Genomic DNA, 19,259 nt, shown 5'->3' with positions numbered 1-19,259 from the left:
AGGAGGCAGTAAAGGTGGACATTAAGGAATATATAGAAAAGCTGCGGGAAGAGATCCGCAAACATGATTACCATTACTATGTGCTGGATGATCCCCTCATAAGTGATGCCCAGTATGATAAGCTGATGCAGGAATTAAAAGAGCTGGAGGCCAAATATCCCGAACTTATAACCCCGGATTCCCCAACCCAGAGGGTAGGCGGAGAAGGCCTAGACAGGTTCAGGACTTATCAGCACAGGACCCCTCTTTTAAGTCTGGATAATGCTTTTTCCCTGGAAGACTTAAAAGAGTTTGACCGGCGGATAAGGAAAGTAGAGCCTCATCCTTCCTATATGGCCGAGCTTAAAATTGACGGGCTTTCTATTGCCTTGATCTACGAAAAAGGGGTCTTAAAGACGGCTGCCACCCGGGGAGACGGCTTTACGGGAGAAGAGGTTACTGCCAATGTGCGTACCGTAAGGGCTATTCCGCTTAAGCTGAAAGACGAAATAAATGTTGAAGTGCGCGGGGAAATATATATGCCGAAAGAAGCCTTCCTAAAGCTGAACCAGGAAAAAGAAGAAAAAGGGGAAAAGATATTTGCCAATCCCCGCAATGCGGCAGCCGGATCCTTGCGCCAGCTGGACCCTAAAATTACGGCTAAGAGAAGCCTTTCCGCCTTTGTTTATGACATCCTTTATATAGAAGGAGTAGAGATAAGGGATCAGGAACAGGCTTTAACTTTTCTTAAAGAACAGGGATTTCCTGTTAATGCTCATTACAAGCTGTGCCGGGATATAGAAGAAGTTTATGATTACTGCCTGGCTTATGGAGAAAAGAGGCATGAACTTCCTTATGAGATAGATGGGGTGGTAATAAAGCTTAATCCTCTGGCCCCGCGGGAATTGCTGGGAACTACTGCCAAGAGTCCCCGCTGGGCAATTGCTTTTAAATTTCCTGCCGAGCAGAAAGAAACGGTTATAAAAGATGTGGAAATAAATGTGGGGAGAACGGGCATTATTGCCCCTACTGCCATCCTGGAGCCGGTTAGCCTGGCAGGAACTGTCGTAAGCCGGGCCAGCCTGCACAATTTTGATCTGGTAAGGGAAAAGGATATCCGTATTGGGGATACAGTAATTGTTCATAAGGCAGGAGATATAATTCCGGAGATAATCTTCCCGGTCAAGGAAAAAAGAACAGGTAAGGAAAAAGAGATAAAAGTGCCGGAATACTGCCCGGTATGCGGAAGCAAAGCAGTAAAAAAAGAAGATGAGGTAGCGGTGCGCTGTGAAAATATAAATTGTCCGGCGCGTTTAAAAGAAAGCCTTATCTTTTTCGCTTCCCGGGAGGCTATGGATATAGAAGGCATGGGGCCGGCAGTAATTGAACAGCTGGTGGACAAGGGGCTGGTAAAAGGGATTGAAGATATATACCGGTTAAGAGCGGAGGATTTAGAAAAGCTGGAGCGCATGGGCAAAAAGTCGGCTGCTAACCTGATAAGGGCGATTGAAGAGAGCAAAAAAAGGCCTCTTTACCGGCTTATAACTGCACTGGGCATAAAACATGTAGGAGCGAAAACAGCCAGAACCTTGACCAGGTATATAAAGAACATTGACCAGTTTAAGACTATTACCCGGGAGGAGTTGATGGAGATTCCGGAAGTAGGCGAAAAAATGGCCGACAGCATAATAGATTTCTTCCGTCAGCCCAGAAATATAGCAGCTATCGAGAGTTTAAAAGAACTGGGGGTAAATACGGAAGAAAAAGAAGAAAGAGAAACTTCCGGGATACTAGCCGGTAAAACCGTAGTTATAACCGGGACTTTAAGCCGGATGAGCCGCAAAGAAGCCGAAGAGCTGGTGGAAAAAGCAGGCGGCAAAGCTTCAGGCAGTGTAAGCCGCAAGACAGATCTCGTGGTGGTAGGCGAAAACCCGGGCAGCAAGTATCAGAAGGCAAGGGAACTTAATGTGCGGATAGTGGATGAAGAAGAGTTTTTGCAGATTTTGGGGATAGAGTAGATGGTTTTTTTATATGATCGGGAAAGCAGGTGTTTATCTTGACAGGGACTTTGATTAATGCAGGAGCAATTGTAGCAGCAGGTTTCATAGGATTATTGCTTAAAAGAGGCATACCGGACAACATGAGCCGGAATATGCAGGATGCTTTGGGAATACTGGTAATACTTATCGGCATTCAATGTGCTTTAAAAGGAGAAAATTATGCTTTAATTGGTGTAAGCCTTGCCTTAGGTGCTGTATTGGGTGAATGGCGGCAATGGGAAGAAAAGCTGGAGGGTCTGGGAAGAAAGCTGGAAAAGAGGCTGGCGGGTGAAGGGGAGAGTGATTTTGTCAAAGGATTTGTATCGGCTACCCTTTTGTTTTGTGTAGGAGCCATGGCTATTATCGGGGCTCTGGAAGACGGGCTTACCGGAAATTATCAGATACTGCTTGTAAAATCAATGCTGGACGGCATATTTGCACTTCTTTTTGCCGCAAGTATGGGGATGGGGGTATTATTTTCCGCTATTCCTGTTTTCATATATCAGGGAAGTATAAGTCTGGCTGCCAGCTTTATCAAGCCTTTGCTGACTGATCCCATGATAAATAATATTACGGCTACCGGCGGAATTCTGATTATGGGATTAGGCATCAACCTGGTAGGGCTGAAAAAGATTAAAGTAGCCAATCTTCTTCCCTCTGTTTTTTTAGTGCCTTTGTTAATGGCAATGGTAAAGGTTTTAGGTTTTTAAGGTTATTTTTTGATTTAGAAAAGGTGCTTGAATTAAAAACTTTTCGAATGGTAATAGTTTTTAAAAAAAGAACCGTCCCCAAATTAAAAAGTTAGCTGGCTTGAAGGCCGGCTTTTTTTTTTTTTTGATTTTACCGGCAGGAAAGAATAATAGGCTTTATTAGTGTTCATAATAATCTGGTAAGGAGGCGAATGGAGAGATAATGGAAGAGCAGAATTTAGAGCTGAAAAATATAGAACAAAAGGAATATGACGATTTAGTTAATAAGGTAAAGCCTAAACCGCCGGTTTTAAAAAACTGTATATGGGCTTTTGTGGTAGGGGGGCTTATCTGCACTTTGGCCCAGTTTATACAGAATTATTTTATGGGTCTAGGAATGAGCAGGCAGGATGCAGCCAGCTATACATCCATAATTATGATTTTTCTGGCGGCTCTGGCTACCGGACTTGGTGTATATGATGAACTGGGGAAAAGGGCAGGTGCCGGGTCTATTGTTCCGATTACCGGCTTTGCCAATGCCATAGTAGCATCAGCGATGGAATTTAAAAGAGAAGGGTATATCTTCGGGGTAGGAGCCAGGATTTTCAGCGTAGCTGGGCCTACGCTGGTTTTTGGTTTTGCTGTAGCTTTCTTTATAGGACTGCTCAAGGTTTTTATCAACAGCTAATTTAAAAAGGCAGGGAGAGATTTATGCCAGGCAAGAAAAGAGGTAAGCAGACGGTAGTTTTTCATAATCCTCCGGTTATTACGTCATCTGCCAGCATAGTGGGACCAGATGAAGGGAAAGGCCCTTTTGGCAGCTATTTTGACCAGGTGCTGCCTGACTATATGTTTGGGGAAAAGACCTGGGAAAAGGCAGAGAGCAAAATGCTGAGGGAAGCGGTGAAACTGGCCATAAATAAGGCTAACCTTAAGGAAGATGATATAGAGGTTATTCTGGCTGGAGACCTGTTAAATCAGACTATTTCTGCCAACTATGCGGCTCGCGATTTAAGCCTTCCTTTATTAGGGCTTTACGGAGCCTGTTCAACTATGGCCGAATCCCTGCTTTTAGGTGCTATGCTGGTTGATGGCGGTTTTTTCAGCAAAGTAGTGGCAGCTACTTCCAGTCACCATCATACGGCAGAAAGGCAGTTTCGCTTTCCTACGGAACAAGGGGTGCAGCCTACGGTTACTACGCAGTGGACAGCAACTGCTGCTGGAGCTGTAGTTTTGCAATCTGAGGGCTCAGGTCCTCGTATAACAGCGGCTACGGTAGGCAAGGTTGTTGATATGGGGCAGAAGGACATGTCCAATATGGGAAGTGCGATGGCGCCTGCAGCTGTAGATACTATAAAGGCACATCTGGATGATCTTAAAAGAAGCCCGGATTATTATGATCTTATCCTTACCGGTGATTTAGGTAAGATAGGGAAAGCTATTGCGGAAGAGCTTTTTGTAGTAAAGGGAATAGTTCCTAAGCCTTTTTATAATGACTGTGGGGTACTGCTCTATGATGAAAACCAGGATGTTAATGCCGGAGGAAGCGGATGTGGCTGTGCTGCCTGCATGCTCTGCGGTCCTCTGCTTAAAAAGATGCAGGAAGGAAGTTTAAAGAAATTACTTCTGGTGGCTACGGGAGCTTTGATGAGTCCTACTTCCATGTTTCAGGGAGAAAGTATTCCCTGTGTAGCCCATGCGGTAGCGGTGGAGATGAATTAGAGGAGGTAAGAGAAGATGGTACCCTGGTATAGTGCTTTTATCGTAGGCGGCATTTTATGCCTTATCGGCCAGCTGGTTATGGATTTGACCAAAGCCCAGATTACGCCGGGACATATTCTGGTAGGGTACATAACTTCAGGGGCTATTTTAAGTGGTTTAGGGCTTTATCAGCCGCTGGTAGAGATAGGAGGAGCAGGAGCTACTATACCTCTTTCGGGTTTTGGACACCTTTTAACTCAAGGCACATTAAAAGCGGTGGAGCAAAAAGGCCTTTTAGGTGCTTTTAGTGGCGGCATAGAAGCGGCAGCGGCGGGTATAACCGCAGCGGTTATCTTTGGCTATATTGCTGCTGTCATATTTAATCCCAAAGGGTAGAAAGGGAGTTCGCTTATGTTTAAGAAGGAGCAACATCTTTATATAGGCAAAGATCTGGATAAAAACCTGGAGTTTTTCCGCAAGGAATTGGGAGCAGATGAAAGTTTTGATGTAATTATCCGCCGTTTTAAAATAGCCTGCCGCATGGGTGCCTTTATAGCGATTGACGGTTTTGTCAAAGATGAAGCCTTGACCGAGATAATGCAGAGCCTGTCCATTCTCGAATATGAACAGGAAATGTGGCAGGATGATTTTTTGGCTAAGATAGAGACTTATATTCCTTATATTGAAATGGATAAAGAAAATAAAGTTGATGAGCTTCTTTTAATGGTTCTTTCCGGTTCTATTATCCTCCTGGTTGATGGGCTGGAAGAAGCCCTGATTATAGATGCCAGGACTTACCCGGCGCGAAATCCGGAAGAACCTGATATTGAGAGGGTAGTGCGCGGTTCCCGGGATGGTTTTACCGAGACTATTGTTTTTAATACAGCCCTTATAAGGCGGAGGGTAAGGGATCCCAGGCTCAGAAATAAACTGGTTAATGTGGGGCGCAGGTCTAAGACCGATATATGTATATCATATCTGGAAGATGTAGCTAATCCTGAATTGGTAGAGGAAGTTATTAAAAGGATTGAAGAGATTGAGATAGATGCTATCCCTATGGCGGAAAAGGCTTTGGAAGAGCTTATAGTTCCGGGAAGTGTATGGAACCCGTTTCCCAGGGTAAGATATACCGAAAGGCCTGATGTGGCGGCTGCTCATCTTTTTGAAGGACATATCCTGGTTTTGGTAGATACTTCACCCAGTGTTATGATTTTGCCGGCTACTTTTTTTCATCATATACAGCATGTGGAGGAATACAGGCAAAACCCGGCCATAGGTGTTTATGTAAGGCTGGTAAGGTTTTTAGCTATAATAGCTTCGGTTATTATAACCCCTTTATGGCTTCTTTTTGCCCTTTCTCCTGAGCTTTTGCCGGAAGCCCTTGACTTTATAGGCCCCAAAAAAGTAGGGGAAATACCCATATTTATACAGTTTCTTATTGGGGAGCTGGCTCTTGACCTTATGCGCATGGCGGCTATCCATACTCCTTCCCCTCTGGCTACAGCTTTAGGGGTAATAGCTGCTCTTCTTATTGGCGATATTGCAGTACAGATTGGGCTTTTGGTGCCGGAGGTAATTATATATACGGCTATTGTGGCTGTAGGAACTTTTTCTACCCCCAGCTATGAGCTGGCTCAGGCCAACCGACTGGCCCGTCTGTTTATGCTTTTGGGGGTAGGATTTTTTAAACTGCCGGGTCTTCTGGTTACAGCAGGTTTAGTATTTTTGCTTTTAGTTTTGACCAGGTCTTTTAATGTTCCCTATTTATGGCCCTTGATACCTTTTAATTACCGGGCCTTAAAAAGCATATTGATACGTTCACCTATTTCCATGCAGGATATAAGGCCGGAAGTTTTAAAGACAAAGGATGTGCGCAGGCAGCCTGAACCTGCTTTTAAACGAAGGAGGTAGATGATGAAAAAGGTAGGTATTCCGCAAGGTTTGTTTTATTACTATTATTATCCTCTATGGGAAGCTTTTTTCCGTTTTCTGGGGTTAGTGGTGGTCAGGTCATCTCCTACCAACAAGAAGATAGTAGACGATGGAGTAACTCTGGCTGTGGATGAAGCCTGTTTTCCTATAAAGGTGTATTACGGACATGTAAATGAGCTTAAAGGAAAAGGGGTTGATTATATATTTTTACCCCGGCTGGTAAGCATAGAGCCTAAAAGCTATATATGCCCTAAATTCATGGGACTTCCTGATATGATAAGGGCAGGTATAAAAGATTTGCCGGAGGTTATTGATATAACCGTTGATCTGAGCCGGGGGGATAAAGGCTGGCAAAAGGAACTTGCAAGACTGGGAAAGATTTTAAATGTTAACTACCGTCAGATCAAGAAGGCTTATAACTATGCGCTTGAGGAATATTTTTCCTATCGCATGATCGCCAGACAGGGATACACCAGGGATGAAGCTATAAAAGTGTGGCAAGGGGAAGAAATTTCTCTGCCCTTAGATACTCCCCTTCATATAGGAGTTTTGGGACATGGATATTCTCTATATGACGATTTTATAAGCATGTCAGTTATAAAAAAATTGCGGGGTATGGGAGTGAAGGTTTATCTATCTGAGCATCTGCCGACAGAAGGGATAGAGAAGGAAGCTTCTACCCTTCCTAAAAGGGTTTTCTGGACTTTAGGACGCAAAATGGTAGGCAGTGCTTTATATATGGATAAATCTCCAGATATTGACGGGATTATATATGTGGCATGTTTTGGTTGTGGGCCTGATTCGCTCATCGGTGAAGTGATTGAACGCAAGGTAAAAAAACCTTTTATGCTTTTAACCCTAGATGAGCATACCGGAGAAGGCGGAATAATTACGCGTTTAGAAGCGTTTTGCGATATGCTGGCAAGGAGGAAGAAAAGGGATGAAGGTTACTTACCCTGCTATGGGTAATACAGGTATAGCCATAAAGGCACTCCTTAAAGGACTTAAGCTGGAGGTGGTGCCTCCTCCCCCTATTACCAGGAATACAATTGCCCTGGGAGTTAAGTATGCACCTGAGTTTGCCTGTATGCCGCTTAAGATAAATGTGGGCAATTTTATAGAAGCCCTTGACCGGGGTGCAGATACTATTGTGATGGCAGGAGGATGGGGACCTTGCCGTTTTGGCTATTATGCCCAGGTGGAAAGGGAGATATTAAGAGATTTAGGTTATGATTTTAAGATGGTTATTCTGGAAGCACCTGATTTTAAGTTGTCGGAGCTTTTTTCCCAGCTTAGGGCTCTGGCCGAAAATGTTTCGTTTATAGAAGCAGTAAGGGCGGTTAAATTTGCCTGGCATAAGCTGAGAACGGTGGAAATTGTGGAAAGGAAGCGGGAATATTTTTTACCCCGGGTTAAAGATAAAGAGGAGGCGGAAAAGCTCTATACCCGATGTTTGGAGGCTCTGGACCGGGCTAATAATAAGGAAGAAGTCGATAAGGCCTGGCCGGAATATATGGCGGAACTGGAAAGGCTGGAGAGACATGATGAAGAAATACTGAAAATAGGGCTTTTAGGGGAAATATATACGGTTTTAGAGCCGGCTTCTAATTATAATATCGTAAGCCATCTGGGGAGGCTGAATGTTGAGGTTACCCGCAACATATATGCCAGCAGCTGGGTTAATGACCATCTTTTAGGGGGGATGCTGCTTAAATCTGATCATAAACATATTATAAAATGTGCCTATCCTTACCTTAAATACTGGGTGGGAGGGCATGGGCAGGAATCAGTAGGTTCAGCCGTAGATTTTGCCCGCAAAGGTTATGATGGGGTTATTCAGATAGGGCCTTTGACCTGTATGCCGGAAATTGTAGCCCAGTCTATCTTGCATGAAGTAAAAGCCAGGGAGGGTATTCCCTGTATGACATTATATTTCGATGAACATGCTGCCGATGCGGGTATAGCTACCCGGCTGGAAGCTTTTGTTGATATGCTGAAAAGGCAAAAACAGAGGGAAAGAAAAATGGTTAAGGAGAGAATAATTTAAAAAACAGCAAAGGGGTGCGGTATTTTTGATTTGTTATTTAGGTGTAGATATAGGGTCAGTGAGCAGCAATTTTGTTCTAGTAGATCAAAGGGGAAAAGTTAGAGAAAAAATTTATCTGCGTACCCAGGGTAATCCGGTTAAAGCAATAAGGGAAGGTTATATGAAGATAAAAGAGGGGATAGAAGGTAAGATTGATATAAGAGGGGTAGGAACTACGGGAAGCGGGCGGCATTTAGCCAGTATATTGTTAGGAGCCGATATAGTAAAAAATGAAATTACTGCTCATGCCGTAGCTGCTTCTTATCTTTATCCTGATGTCAGGACGATAATCGAAATCGGAGGGCAGGATTCCAAGATAATCATAATGGAAAATGGCATTGTAACTGATTTTGCTATGAATACGGTATGTGCAGCCGGAACCGGTTCTTTTCTTGACCAGCAGGCAGCCAGGCTCAATATACCTATAGAGGATTTTGGCAGGAAAGCGGTTGCTTCTTCTCAGCCGGTGCGTATAGCCGGACGCTGTGGAGTGTTTGCCGAATCAGATATGATTCATAAACAGCAGATGGGGTATCCGGTAGAAGACATATTGATGGGGCTTTGTGAAGCTCTGGTTAGAAACTATATGAACAATGTAGCTAAAGGAAAAAGGATAGCTGAGCCGGTTGTTTTCCAGGGCGGGGTGGCTGCCAATATAGGTTTGCGGAAAGCTTTTGAGAAGTTTCTGGGCTGCCGGGTAATAGTACCTGAACATTATAATGTTATGGGAGCTATAGGAGCAGCTATCCTGGCCAAGGAATATGTGGAAGGTTACGGGCGAAGGAGCCTTTTTAAAGGTGATGATTTTATCCTTACCGGGGATTTTGTTTCCCAGAGCTTTACATGTAATGGATGTGCCAATCTCTGCGAAGTAGTGTGTATAAAAAGAGATGATACTCCTTTAGCTTACTGGGGTGATCGCTGCTTAAGGTGGGAAAGTTCGCTGGGCAGGGGAAGCCGGGAGAATTTGAAAGTGGTGTAAAATGCGGGAAAATCCGCATTTTACATATTAAGGAGCTGCATGATCTGTTTTTTGCATAGGCTTTTTTCTTCATCAGTCAGGTTTTTAACCGCAAATTCCCCGACTACCCTACCGGGGAGAGGAGAAAATACATAGATGCGGTCGGCAAGGAGCAACGCTTCTTCGATATCATGAGTTATGAAAAGGATGCTTGGATTATACTGGTTACGCAAGCTTAACAGCCACTTTTGCATTTTATGTCTGGTTATGGCGTCTAGAGCCGCAAAGGGTTCGTCCAAGAGCAGAATATCACTGGCAAAAAGATAAGTCCTTAGCAGGGCTGCTCTCTGTTTCATACCCCCGGAAAGCTGACGGGGATAATAGTCGGCGAACCCCTCCAGCCCGAACTGGGAAAGATAAGATTTTGCTTTTTTGCGCGCTTCCTGCCAGCTTTCTCCTTTTAATACCAGAGGAAGGGCGATATTATCCAGGACAGTACGAAAAGGCAGAAGAAGGTCTTTTTGCTGCATGTAGCCTACCCTTCCTGTTTGCCCGGTGTGATCTCTGCCGTCAATGATTATCCTTCCTGTATCCGGGTTTATAAGACCGGATATGATATGAAAAAGGGTGCTTTTGCCGCAGCCGCTGGGACCTACAATTACCACCAGTTCCTGTTCTTTAAGATACAGGGATATATTATCCAGTGTATAAAGCCCATCCAGGGTCTTGCAGATGTTTAAGGCTTCTAATTTAGTCATGTCAGGACTCCTTTTTTAGGGCAAGAATTCGTTGGTAAAAGCTTTAGCGGGATCTATGTTTTTCTTAATAAGCCCGTTTTGATACATAAAATCGGCAAATTTTTGCCATACTTCCTTTTTCATCTCTCCCCAGCGGGGGGCGTCGGCCTGGTATTCTGCGGCCAGGTATTGCTGGCTTTTCTTTACTAATTGCGAATTAAGCTCCGGGGCTGCTTTAAGAAGTATAGCAGCTGCTTGTTCTGGATTTTCGATAGAGAACTGGTATCCTCTAGCGGTTGCCCGCATAAATTTTTTAACTAGTTCCGGGTTATTTTTTATTTTTTCTTCACTGGTTATAATAACCGGGGTATAGAAATCTAATGCTTCATGCTCGTCACGGAGCTTTATAAAATTTAAAGGAATATTTTTAAGCTCGGCTTCGATTCCGGTCCAGCCGTAATATATCCAGGCAAAGTCGATGTCTTTTTCCAGGCTGGTAAAGAAGTCGGCAGTTCCTATGTTTATTATGTTCACTTTACTAAAGTCGGCTCCGTATTTGTCCATCAGGGCTTTTAGCATGGCATTTTCCATAGGTGAACCCCAGCCCCCGTAGGTTTTGCCCTCGAAATCTTTAGGGTTTTTAATATTTCTGTCTGCTGGAGAGGCAAAACCGGAAGTATTATGCTGTATAACTGCAGCAATTGCTACTACGGGAATGTCTTCGGCACGCGCATAGGTTACTTCTTCCTGATAGCTTATGCCGAAATCTCCCTTGCCGGCAGCTATAAGCTGAGCAGTTCCGCCTTCACCCGGGTTTACTATTTTTACCTCCAGGCCTTCTTCTTCATAAAATCCTTTTTCTTTAGCTACATAGAGGCCGGTGTGGTTGGTATTGGGAAACCAGTCCAGTATGACTGTAACCGGGGTAAGTTCCCTGTTTTCCGCTTTTTGTCCGCAACCGGGCAAAAGCCCTATTATGAGCGTAAATATTAATATTAAAGCTATTCTAGAGCGCATTTTGATTCCTCCTTGCTTTAGGATATTTCTTCTATGCGGTTCCAGGGGAGCAGGAAATATTCTGCCAGGTCAACGATCTTAACCAGGAGAAAGCTTAAAAGACAGATGATGATTACTGCTGCCAGAACTTCATCTATAGCAAAGCTTTTCTGTTTTAAGGTCATAAAATAGCCCAGCCCTTTTTGAGCTCCCAGCCATTCGCCGATAACAGCTGCCATTATACTGTAAGTGGCCGCAATCCTTAAGCCGGAGAAAAAGGCAGGGAGGGCAGAAGGAAACTTTACCATGCGAAAAATAGTAAAATTGCTTGCTCCCATAGAGCGAAAAAGGTTTATCTGATCCGGGTCTACCGAGTTTATACCTTCCATTAAGTTGATAGTAATAGGGAAAAAGCACACCAGCACTACTATTATTATCTTGGGGGTTATTCCCCAGCCAAACCATATGGTAAAGAGTACAGCCAGGACGATTAGCGGGATAGTTTGCGATATTATGAGCAGAGGATATATGGCTTTATGCAGGAGCTGGCTGGAATTAAGAATTATACCTAGAAGCAAGGCCAGCACTATCGCTATAAAAAAACCGCTCAAAGCCTCCAGCAGGGTAGCTGCGGTATGGGTAAGGAGTAAAGGGGTTTCTTTTACAAGCGCGTTAGCTACCGCCAGAGGTCCTGGGAGTATCCAGGGCTTTATCTGATAAACTCTGACCCCCGCTTCCCACAGCAGGAGAAGCAGGAGAAAGGTTATGATGGGGGCTAACTTATGAGCGGTATTTGCTGATTTTCTCATCGATTGTCACTCCGTCTGGCTTGTAGTCTATGGTTATTACTGATACTACCCGGGGCACCCCGTTTTCTATGCATACCTGGTTAGCTTTTTTGACCAGTTCCAGCAGGGTGTCAAGGTCTCCTTCGATGGTGGTTTCCGAAGGGCCGACAACATATTTTAAACCCGAGTTTATTATAAGTTCGATTACTTTGTCTACCATTTCATAGAGCCTCTTTTCTTCTACTACGGGCAGGATTTTAAGGCTTAAATGGGCTTCGGCCATTTTTACACCTCCTTTTAAAAATAAAATAAGCTGCTTCTACCAGCCAAAAGGGTACCAAGCAGCTTCTAGCACCATTTTCCCTACGCTGGCATTACCCAGATCAGGTTCCAGGGTCAGGGCTCCTTTTCGCCCACTCTCAGCCGGAAAGGTCCAGCTCCCCTTAATATTAAGTTTGGGGATATTATAGCTTTTATAAAGGGGAAGGTCAACAGGGATTTTTATTGAGGGATTAATGATTGCCGGGATAATTTGTGTGTATTATAATACACATTAGGAGGTGTATGATATGCGAACCAACATCGTTATTGATGAAAACCTTATTAACGAGGCCTTAGAGCTTACAGGGTTAAAGACGAAAAAAGATGTTGTGGATTTAGCTTTAAGAGAGCTGGTAGAGAATAGAAAAAGAAAAAATTTACTGGAAATAAAAGGAAAAATAGAGTTTACTGAAAAATATGATTATAAAAAGATGAGGGAAGGCAGATGATTTTGGTAGATACGTCGGTTTTAATAGCTTTTTTGAAAGGTATAGAAAATGAAAAAGTGGAAAAATTGGTGGCCATAATAGAAAATAACATCCCTTTTGGAATTAACAGCTTTATTTACCAGGAAATACTGCAGGGAGCGAAAACCGAAAAAGAGTTTAATCTGCTTAAAAAATACCTGGAAACGCAAAGATTTTATGAATTAAAACAGGGAATAAGATCTTATGAAGAAGCAGCCCTATTATATGTGAAGTGTCGAAAAAAGGGAGTTACTGTTCGCAGTACTATAGATTTACTTATAGCCCAAACGGCTATGGAAAATAATCTCTATTTGTTGCATGATGACCGGGATTTTTCACTGCTGGCCGGGATTGAGAGCAGATTAAAGGAGTATTGATTTTGTTGTTCTTCTGCAAAAGAACAAAATATTAGGTGTTGTAAAACTTTATCTTTTCATGCTAAACTTAATCTATCTCATGTCATATTATTTTGATGAGAGGAGAGAAGCTAAGATGAGTAGAGAAGAGCTCACCAAGATTATCCTGCCTGAGGAGAAACTTCCCAAATTCTGGTACAATGTGCAGGCTGATATGCCTAATCCTTTAGCCCCCGGATTGAATCCGAAGACTTTAAAACCGCTTACGCCATCTGATCTAGAGCCTATTTTTGCCCGGGAACTTATCATGCAGGAGGTTTCCACGGAAAGGTATATCGAAATTCCGGAAGAAGTAAGGGAACTTTATAAAAAATACCGTCCGTCTCCTTTGTACCGGGCAAGAAGTTTGGAAAAAGCTCTGGATACCCCGGCGCGCATTTACTACAAGTATGAAGGGGTAAGTCCGGTAGGCAGCCATAAGCTTAATTCTGCTTTAGCCCAGGTCTATTACAATAAAAAACAGGGGATTAAAAGGATAACTACCGAAACCGGTGCCGGACAATGGGGGACAGCTCTGGCTTTAGCCTGTAAATTGTTCGGGCTGGAAGCCATGATATATATGGTAAAGGTAAGCTATTATCAGAAACCTTACCGCCGTTCGATTATGGAAGTTTACGGCGGCAGGTGTGTGCCAAGCCCGAGTGAACTTACCCAGAGCGGACGTGATGTGCTGGCTAAAAACCCTGATAGTCCTGGTACTTTAGCCATTGCTATAAGTGAAGCGGTAGAAGAGGCCTTAAAGAGAGATGATACCAATTATTCGCTGGGCAGTGTGTTAAATCATGTATGTTTACATCAGACAGTAATAGGGCAGGAAGTTAAGATGCAGCTGGAAATGGTAGACGAATATCCGGATGTAGTTATCGGATGCTGCGGCGGAGGCAGTAATTTTGCCGGTATTGCCTTTCCTTTTATACCGGATAAGCTGGCGGGGAAAAAAGTGCGACTGGTAGCAGTCGAGCCAGCTGCCTGTCCGACTTTAACCAAAGGCGTTTTTGCTTATGATTATGGTGATGCAGCCGGTTTGGTGCCGGTTACCAAGATGTATACTTTGGGCCATAACTTTACTCCTTCTGGCATTCATGCTGGAGGCTTAAGGTATCATGGGGAATCACCTTTAGTAAGCCAGCTTTATCATGATGGGCTTTTAGAGGCGGTAGCGGTGAAACAGAACCCGACATTTGAAGCAGCTTTGCTCTTTGCCCGGCATGAAGGGATCGTGCCGGCTCCGGAATCAGCTCACGCCGTAAGGGTAGCGGTAGATGAAGCTTTGCGGGCGAAGGAAGAAGGGGTTTCCCGGTGTATCGTATTTAATTTAAGCGGACATGGTTATCTTGACCTGTATTCTTATGATAAATACCTGGCAGGAGAGACAGCAGATATAGAGTTTTCCGATGCTGAACTTAGGGAGAGCCTCAAAGACCTGCCCCAGGTGCCGGAAGAATATAGATAAGCTTAAGAAAAGCAGCATCTTTTATCCAGGAGATGCTGCTTTTTTAATTTGGGGACGGTTCTAAATTTAAAAACTATTACGAATGGTAAGGTTTTATATTAAACATTTGGCGGCATCAAATATCTCTTTTGGTCTGCAGAAGGATACAGATACAGGGGATATAGATGAATAATACTGAAAATCTTTCTTCTATCGGGGTTTACTTTTTTATTGTATTTGCATATCATAGATGCTATAATGATTTGTGTTCGCTTCCAGAAGAAAAAGGTCTATATGTCATGGACAGTGAGGTTTTATATGTCAGAGGATAGAAAAAATTATAATTACTACCTGGTAAGAGAAGATATACTTCCTGAGTCGATTATAAAAACAGCCCGCGTTAAAGAATTATTGGCTAAAGGAGAAGCTTCTAATGTACTAGAAGCGGTAAATAAGCTGGGCTTAGCCCGCAGCACTTATTATAAGTATAAAGACGGAGTCTGGCCTTTTTTTGATGCTGCCAATCTGCATATTATAAATGTTTCTCTACTTTTAAATCATGTTTCGGGAGTATTATCACGGGTATTAAACCTGGTGGCTTCCCTCAAGGCTAATGTGCTTACTATAAACCAAAGTCTTCCTTTACATGGAGTAGCTTATGTTACTTTATCTTTAAGTATTGAAGAAATGACGGTATCAGTTGATGAATTTTTGCTGGCTCTTAATAAATTAGAAGGGGTCATAAGAGCTGAGATAGTAGGAAAAAGTTGAATAGGAGGTTTGGACATGGTTAAAGTTGGGCTTTTAGGCTGTGGAACTGTAGGTTCTGGGGTAGTAAAGCTTTTGGAACAAAACCGGGATATTATTGCTCAAAGGGCTGGAGAAGAAATTGTTCTGCACAAGGTTTTAGACCGTGATGTAGAAAAATGTCGCAGGTTAGGTATAGCTTCCGCAAAGATTGCCGCGGATGTGGAAGAGATATTAAAAGATGAGGAGATAGATATTGTAGTAGAGCTGATAGGGGGAGTAGAGCCTGCGTGCAGCTATGTACTGGAAGCTATTAGCCAGGGAAAACATGTGGTATCTGCCAATAAGGATCTTATCGCGGTAAAGGGAAGGGAAATATTGGAAGCGGCAGAGGCTAACCGGGTTGATTTTTATTATGAAGCCAGTGTCGGAGGCGGAATTCCTGTTATATATCCATTAAAGCAATCACTGGCTGCCAACCGCATAAAAGAAGTTATAGGCATATTAAATGGTACCACCAATTACATGCTTACCAAGATGAGCCGGGAAGGCTTAAATTATGAACAGGTTTTAAAAGAAGCCCAGGAATTGGGGTATGCGGAAGCTGATCCTACTTCTGATGTGGAAGGGCTGGATGCGGCAAGGAAGATTGCTATTTTATCTTCTATTGCTTTTAACAGCAGGATTACCCTGGATGATGTTTATGTAGAAGGCATAACCCGTATTACTCCTACCGATATAAAATATGCTGCGGAATTAGGTTATGTAATAAAACTTCTAGCTATTGCCAAAGAGGATGAGGAGGGGCAGGTGGAGGTAAGGGTAAATCCTGCTTTTATTCCTGCTGATCATCCTTTAGCAGGTGTAAATGATGTGTTTAATGCTGTTTTTGTAAAAGGCGATGCGGTAGGAGATGTAATGCATTACGGGCGGGGAGCAGGACAAATGCCTACAGCCAGTGCGGTGGTGGGGGATATAATTGAAATAGTGCGCAATATGCGCTCCGGCTGCAATTCGCGTCTGGGCTGCACCTGCTACACCGAAAAAAAGGTCTTAAAAATCGAAGATACCAAATCCCGTTTTTATATCCGTATGTCCGTAGTGGACCGTCCGGGTGTTTTGGCGGGAATAGCAGGCATATTTGGCAATAATAATGTGAGTATTGCGGCCGTAGTCCAGAAAGAAGGAGGAGAGATGGCAGAACTGATACTTATCACCCATGAGGTTAAAGAAAAAGATTTGCGCAAATCTTTACAGGAGATAAAGGAACTGCCTACGGTAAAAGATATAGGAAATGTCATAAGGCTGGAAGGAATAGATAAGGAGTAAGAAGGAGGATTTATGATTGAGGTAAAAGTACCGGCTACTACTGCTAACCTGGGTTCCGGGTTTGATAGTTTAGGTTTGGCTTTAGATTTGCTGCTGGTTGTGCGGGCTGAGCTTGGTGATGGCGAGGGAAAGGTTTGTTTTAAAGGTCGGGGAGCCTTAGAAATGGAAAAAGATCCTGCATCTAACCTGGTTATTAGGGCGATGCAGGAGGTTTTCCGGAAAGCAGGAGAAATTATGCCTCCGGTTGATGTTTATATAGAAAATAATATCCCTTTAGGAAAAGGTTTGGGTAGCAGTGCAGCAGCTATTGTAGCTGGACTTTATACCGCTAATGCCTTGCTTAAAGACAGGCTGGATGAGAAAGAACTGATGAAGATGGCAGTGGCCATGGAAGGACATGCCGACAATGTTGTTCCTGCTATGGTGGGTGGTTTGACTGCAGTTATGCTGGAAGAGGGAGAAGTTTATTATCAAAAGCTACCTTTTCCCCATAAGTTGAAGGTTATTGTGGCTGTACCAGATTTTACCCTTCCTACCCCTAAGGCGCGAAGGGTCTTACCTTCCCGGATAGATTTAGAGGAGGTTATAGGCAGCCTGCAAAGGGCATGTTTTTTACTGGCCAGTTTTTCTACCGGTGATTTCCGTTTTTTAGATAAAGCTATGAATGATAAGGTTTTTCAAGAGGCGCGAAAAAAGTTTATACCCGGTTTTGATGAAGTGGTAAGAGAGGCTAAAAAAAACGGAGCCTTAGGGGTGGCTTTAAGTGGAGCCGGGCCTTCGCTAATAGCTCTGGCTGATAGGGATGAATACCTGATTGGGGAAAAAATTAAAGAGGTTTGGGGTTTACACGGGGTTAATAGTGATGTATTCTATCTCAAGGTGCATGAAAGAGGAGTAACCTGCATGAACTTCTGATAGTAATATTCTTCGAACAAGGAGTGGGAAACTTTGGCCTTATTAGTTACTAAGTTTGGTGGAACTTCGGTAGGAACTCTGGAACGCATAAAAAATGTGGCTATGCGGCTTAAAGATATGAAAAATCAGGGCCACGATGTGGTGGCGGTAGTCTCGGCTATGGGAGATACTACTGATGAACTTATTGATCTGGCAAGGCTTACCGGGGATAATCTATCCCCGCGCGAAATGGATATGCTTCTCGCAACGGGAGAACAGCAGTCAGCTGCTCTGGTAGCTTTAACCCTTCAGAATTTAGGCTGTGATGCGATATCTCTTACCGGCTGGCAGGCAGGTATCAAAAGTGATGACAAACACAGCAAAGCAAGGATAAGCGGGATCGATACGACCAGGATAAAGGAAGAACTGGCGAAAGGGCGTATAGTTGTCGTGGCAGGTTTTCAGGGAATATCCCCGGAAGGTGATATAACTACTTTAGGCCGGGGAGGATCTGATACCACGGCAGTAGCCATTGCTGCTGCTTTGCAAGCTGACCGTTGTCTTATTTTTACTGATGTAGATGGAGTTTATACGGCTGACCCCCGGATCGTTCCTCAGGCCCGTAAACTTGACCAGATTTCTTATGAGGAAATGCTGGAAATGGCAAGTCTGGGAGCAGGGGTGCTGCAGTCAAGGTCGGTTGAGTTTGCCATGCTTTATGGTGTCGATATTGAAGTGTTAAGCAGTTTTGAGAATAAACCTGGAACTTTGGTAACGGAGGTAAGCAATATGGAAAAACAGAGAATTGTAAGTGGAGTGGCAGGAGATAAGAACTGTGTTCGTTTTGCTCTTTTTGATGTGCCTGATGTTCCCGGCATAGCCATGAAGATATTTAAAGCTCTGGCGAGGGAAAATATAAATGTAGATATGATAATTCAGAGTGCTATGCGAGATAACCGCAATGACATAGCTTTTACCATCGAACAGGATGACCTTAAAAAAGCTATACCGGTAGTAGAAAAAGTAGTCCAGGAAATATCAGCTTCGGGCTATTCCTATACCGATGAGGTAGCCAAAGTTTCTATTGTAGGAGCAGGCATGCAGACCAATCCCGGGGTAGCTGCAGCTATGTTTGAAGCTTTAGCCGAAGAAAATATAAATATTCACATGATAAGCACTTCCGAAATAAAAGTATCCTGTGTTATAGATGAAAAAGAGCTGGAAAAGGCAGTAAGAGCCCTGCACAAAAAATTTGAGCTGGATAAGGCTTAAATGCCTTGACGAAATGAGGTTTATGATATAAAATAATCCTTGCGTCGGGGTGTAGCTCAGTTTGGCTAGAGCGCTTGCTTGGGGTGCAAGAGGCCGCTGGTTCAAGTCCAGTCACTCCGACCATGTAAATGAATATTTAAAAGCCTTAACTTTTTTAGGTTTTTTGTCAATAGTTGGGGTAGCAGGTGTTAGTGGTCAAATACCTGCTACCTTTTTTGTACTATCTGCCATGTTGTAAATACAATTAGTGAACACTTTGTAAAATGCTTTCCCGAAAGTAAGCAATGGATACTATATTTTTGCGGCCTGGTTTTGAAACAGGAAAATAAAACCTTTAACCCACTTAAAAACAGAGCCCAGGCTTAATTAGCTGGTTTTCCTCTCTATAGGTAGAGGCATAATTCTTTTTATGAACAGCAATGCAGTATACGATTACGAAATCTGGAAAAATTCCTATAACCATAAGCATTGCG

At 43.4% G+C, this 19,259-nt stretch carries 20 protein-coding genes, 1 tRNA gene and 1 riboswitch; of the genes, 17 read left to right on the top strand and 4 right to left on the bottom strand.

Annotated features, from left to right (window positions below):
- Positions 1–14: 14 nt before the first annotated feature.
- The 9 genes from ligA (at position 15) to BUB92_RS04055 (ending at position 9,408) form a co-directional block, all read left to right on the top strand.
- Positions 15–1,997: an NAD-dependent DNA ligase LigA gene (gene ligA / locus BUB92_RS04095; RefSeq protein ID WP_073090470.1), complete on the top strand. Its 1,983-nt coding sequence runs from the start codon at positions 15–17 to the stop codon at positions 1,995–1,997.
- Positions 1,998–2,035: 38 nt separating this feature from the next.
- Positions 2,036–2,728 (top strand): DUF554 domain-containing protein, encoded by a 693-nt coding sequence (locus tag BUB92_RS04090; protein WP_073090467.1) that lies wholly within the window; start codon positions 2,036–2,038, stop codon positions 2,726–2,728.
- Between the two features lie 202 nt (positions 2,729–2,930).
- Positions 2,931–3,395 carry a stage V sporulation protein AC gene (gene spoVAC / locus BUB92_RS04085; RefSeq protein ID WP_073090464.1) on the top strand — a complete coding sequence of 155 codons (465 nt, stop codon included), beginning with the start codon at positions 2,931–2,933 and terminating at the stop codon, positions 3,393–3,395.
- 23 nt (positions 3,396–3,418) lie between these two features.
- The gene (gene spoVAD, locus BUB92_RS04080) at positions 3,419–4,429 is read left to right on the top strand and encodes a stage V sporulation protein AD (protein ID WP_073090461.1); all 1,011 of its coding nucleotides are present in this window, start codon (positions 3,419–3,421) and stop codon (positions 4,427–4,429) included.
- Positions 4,430–4,444: 15 nt separating this feature from the next.
- Complete coding sequence (spoVAE, locus tag BUB92_RS04075; RefSeq protein ID WP_073090458.1) at positions 4,445–4,804, top strand: stage V sporulation protein AE; 360 nt, start codon at positions 4,445–4,447, stop codon at positions 4,802–4,804.
- Between the two features lie 15 nt (positions 4,805–4,819).
- A complete protein-coding gene (locus BUB92_RS04070; protein WP_073090454.1) occupies positions 4,820–6,319 on the top strand; it encodes a spore germination protein in 1,500 nt (499 codons plus the stop codon).
- Between the two features lie 3 nt (positions 6,320–6,322).
- Positions 6,323–7,309 carry an acyl-CoA dehydratase activase-related protein gene (locus BUB92_RS04065; RefSeq protein ID WP_084728323.1) on the top strand — a complete coding sequence of 329 codons (987 nt, stop codon included), beginning with the start codon at positions 6,323–6,325 and terminating at the stop codon, positions 7,307–7,309.
- Positions 7,281–8,387: a 2-hydroxyacyl-CoA dehydratase gene (locus BUB92_RS04060; RefSeq protein WP_073090448.1), complete on the top strand. Its 1,107-nt coding sequence runs from the start codon at positions 7,281–7,283 to the stop codon at positions 8,385–8,387. The genes BUB92_RS04065 and BUB92_RS04060 overlap by 29 nt, the downstream gene beginning before the upstream one ends.
- Before the next feature lie 25 nt (positions 8,388–8,412).
- Complete coding sequence (locus BUB92_RS04055) at positions 8,413–9,408, top strand: acyl-CoA dehydratase activase (protein ID WP_073090445.1); 996 nt, start codon at positions 8,413–8,415, stop codon at positions 9,406–9,408.
- A gap of 20 nt (positions 9,409–9,428) precedes the next feature.
- Here the strand turns inward: BUB92_RS04055 and BUB92_RS04050 are convergent, their stop codons facing one another.
- From BUB92_RS04050 to BUB92_RS04035, 4 genes are read right to left on the bottom strand one after another with little or no spacing between them, the layout of a single operon-like run.
- Entirely contained in the window at positions 9,429–10,145 is a 717-nt protein-coding gene (locus tag BUB92_RS04050) for an ABC transporter ATP-binding protein (RefSeq protein ID WP_073090442.1), read from the bottom strand.
- Positions 10,146–10,160: 15 nt separating this feature from the next.
- Positions 10,161–11,141: an ABC transporter substrate-binding protein gene (locus BUB92_RS04045; protein WP_073090440.1), complete on the bottom strand. Its 981-nt coding sequence runs from the start codon at positions 11,139–11,141 to the stop codon at positions 10,161–10,163.
- A 17-nt stretch (positions 11,142–11,158) separates the two neighbouring features.
- The gene (locus BUB92_RS04040) at positions 11,159–11,929 is read right to left on the bottom strand and encodes an ABC transporter permease (protein ID WP_073090437.1); all 771 of its coding nucleotides are present in this window, start codon (positions 11,927–11,929) and stop codon (positions 11,159–11,161) included.
- Entirely contained in the window at positions 11,901–12,191 is a 291-nt protein-coding gene (locus BUB92_RS04035; RefSeq protein WP_073090434.1) for a thiamine-binding protein, read from the bottom strand. The genes BUB92_RS04040 and BUB92_RS04035 overlap by 29 nt, the downstream gene beginning before the upstream one ends.
- A 60-nt stretch (positions 12,192–12,251) precedes the next feature.
- A riboswitch (TPP riboswitch) is annotated at positions 12,252–12,362 on the bottom strand.
- A 115-nt stretch (positions 12,363–12,477) separates the two neighbouring features.
- Between BUB92_RS04035 and BUB92_RS04030 the strand changes: the two genes are divergently transcribed.
- The 8 genes from BUB92_RS04030 (at position 12,478) to BUB92_RS03995 (ending at position 18,909) form a co-directional block, all read left to right on the top strand.
- Positions 12,478–12,678, top strand: a complete 201-nt coding sequence (locus BUB92_RS04030; protein WP_073090431.1) for a type II toxin-antitoxin system VapB family antitoxin — start codon at positions 12,478–12,480, stop codon at positions 12,676–12,678.
- Positions 12,675–13,073, top strand: coding sequence for a type II toxin-antitoxin system VapC family toxin (vapC, locus tag BUB92_RS04025; protein ID WP_073090428.1), 399 nt, complete (start codon positions 12,675–12,677; stop codon positions 13,071–13,073). Before BUB92_RS04030 ends, vapC begins: the two co-directional genes overlap by 4 nt.
- Before the next feature lie 115 nt (positions 13,074–13,188).
- Positions 13,189–14,565 carry a TrpB-like pyridoxal phosphate-dependent enzyme gene (locus tag BUB92_RS04020; RefSeq protein ID WP_073090425.1) on the top strand — a complete coding sequence of 459 codons (1,377 nt, stop codon included), beginning with the start codon at positions 13,189–13,191 and terminating at the stop codon, positions 14,563–14,565.
- Between the two features lie 297 nt (positions 14,566–14,862).
- The gene (locus BUB92_RS04015; RefSeq protein WP_073090422.1) at positions 14,863–15,315 is read left to right on the top strand and encodes an ACT domain-containing protein; all 453 of its coding nucleotides are present in this window, start codon (positions 14,863–14,865) and stop codon (positions 15,313–15,315) included.
- Between the two features lie 15 nt (positions 15,316–15,330).
- The gene (locus BUB92_RS04010; protein WP_073090419.1) at positions 15,331–16,620 is read left to right on the top strand and encodes a homoserine dehydrogenase; all 1,290 of its coding nucleotides are present in this window, start codon (positions 15,331–15,333) and stop codon (positions 16,618–16,620) included.
- 12 nt (positions 16,621–16,632) lie between these two features.
- Positions 16,633–17,535: a homoserine kinase gene (gene thrB / locus BUB92_RS04005; RefSeq protein WP_073090416.1), complete on the top strand. Its 903-nt coding sequence runs from the start codon at positions 16,633–16,635 to the stop codon at positions 17,533–17,535.
- A 33-nt stretch (positions 17,536–17,568) separates the two neighbouring features.
- A complete protein-coding gene (locus tag BUB92_RS04000; protein WP_073090413.1) occupies positions 17,569–18,786 on the top strand; it encodes an aspartate kinase in 1,218 nt (405 codons plus the stop codon).
- Between the two features lie 45 nt (positions 18,787–18,831).
- Positions 18,832–18,909: transfer RNA gene (locus tag BUB92_RS03995), tRNA-Pro, on the top strand.
- Positions 18,910–19,259 lie beyond the last annotated feature (350 nt).

The sequence above is a fragment of the Thermosyntropha lipolytica DSM 11003 genome (assembly GCF_900129805.1).
In the GTDB taxonomy this organism is placed as follows: Bacteria; Bacillota; Syntrophomonadia; order Syntrophomonadales; family Syntrophomonadaceae; genus Thermosyntropha; species Thermosyntropha lipolytica.
Note: the sequence above shows the minus strand (reverse complement) of the source record. Positions and strands in the feature narration are given on the sequence as shown.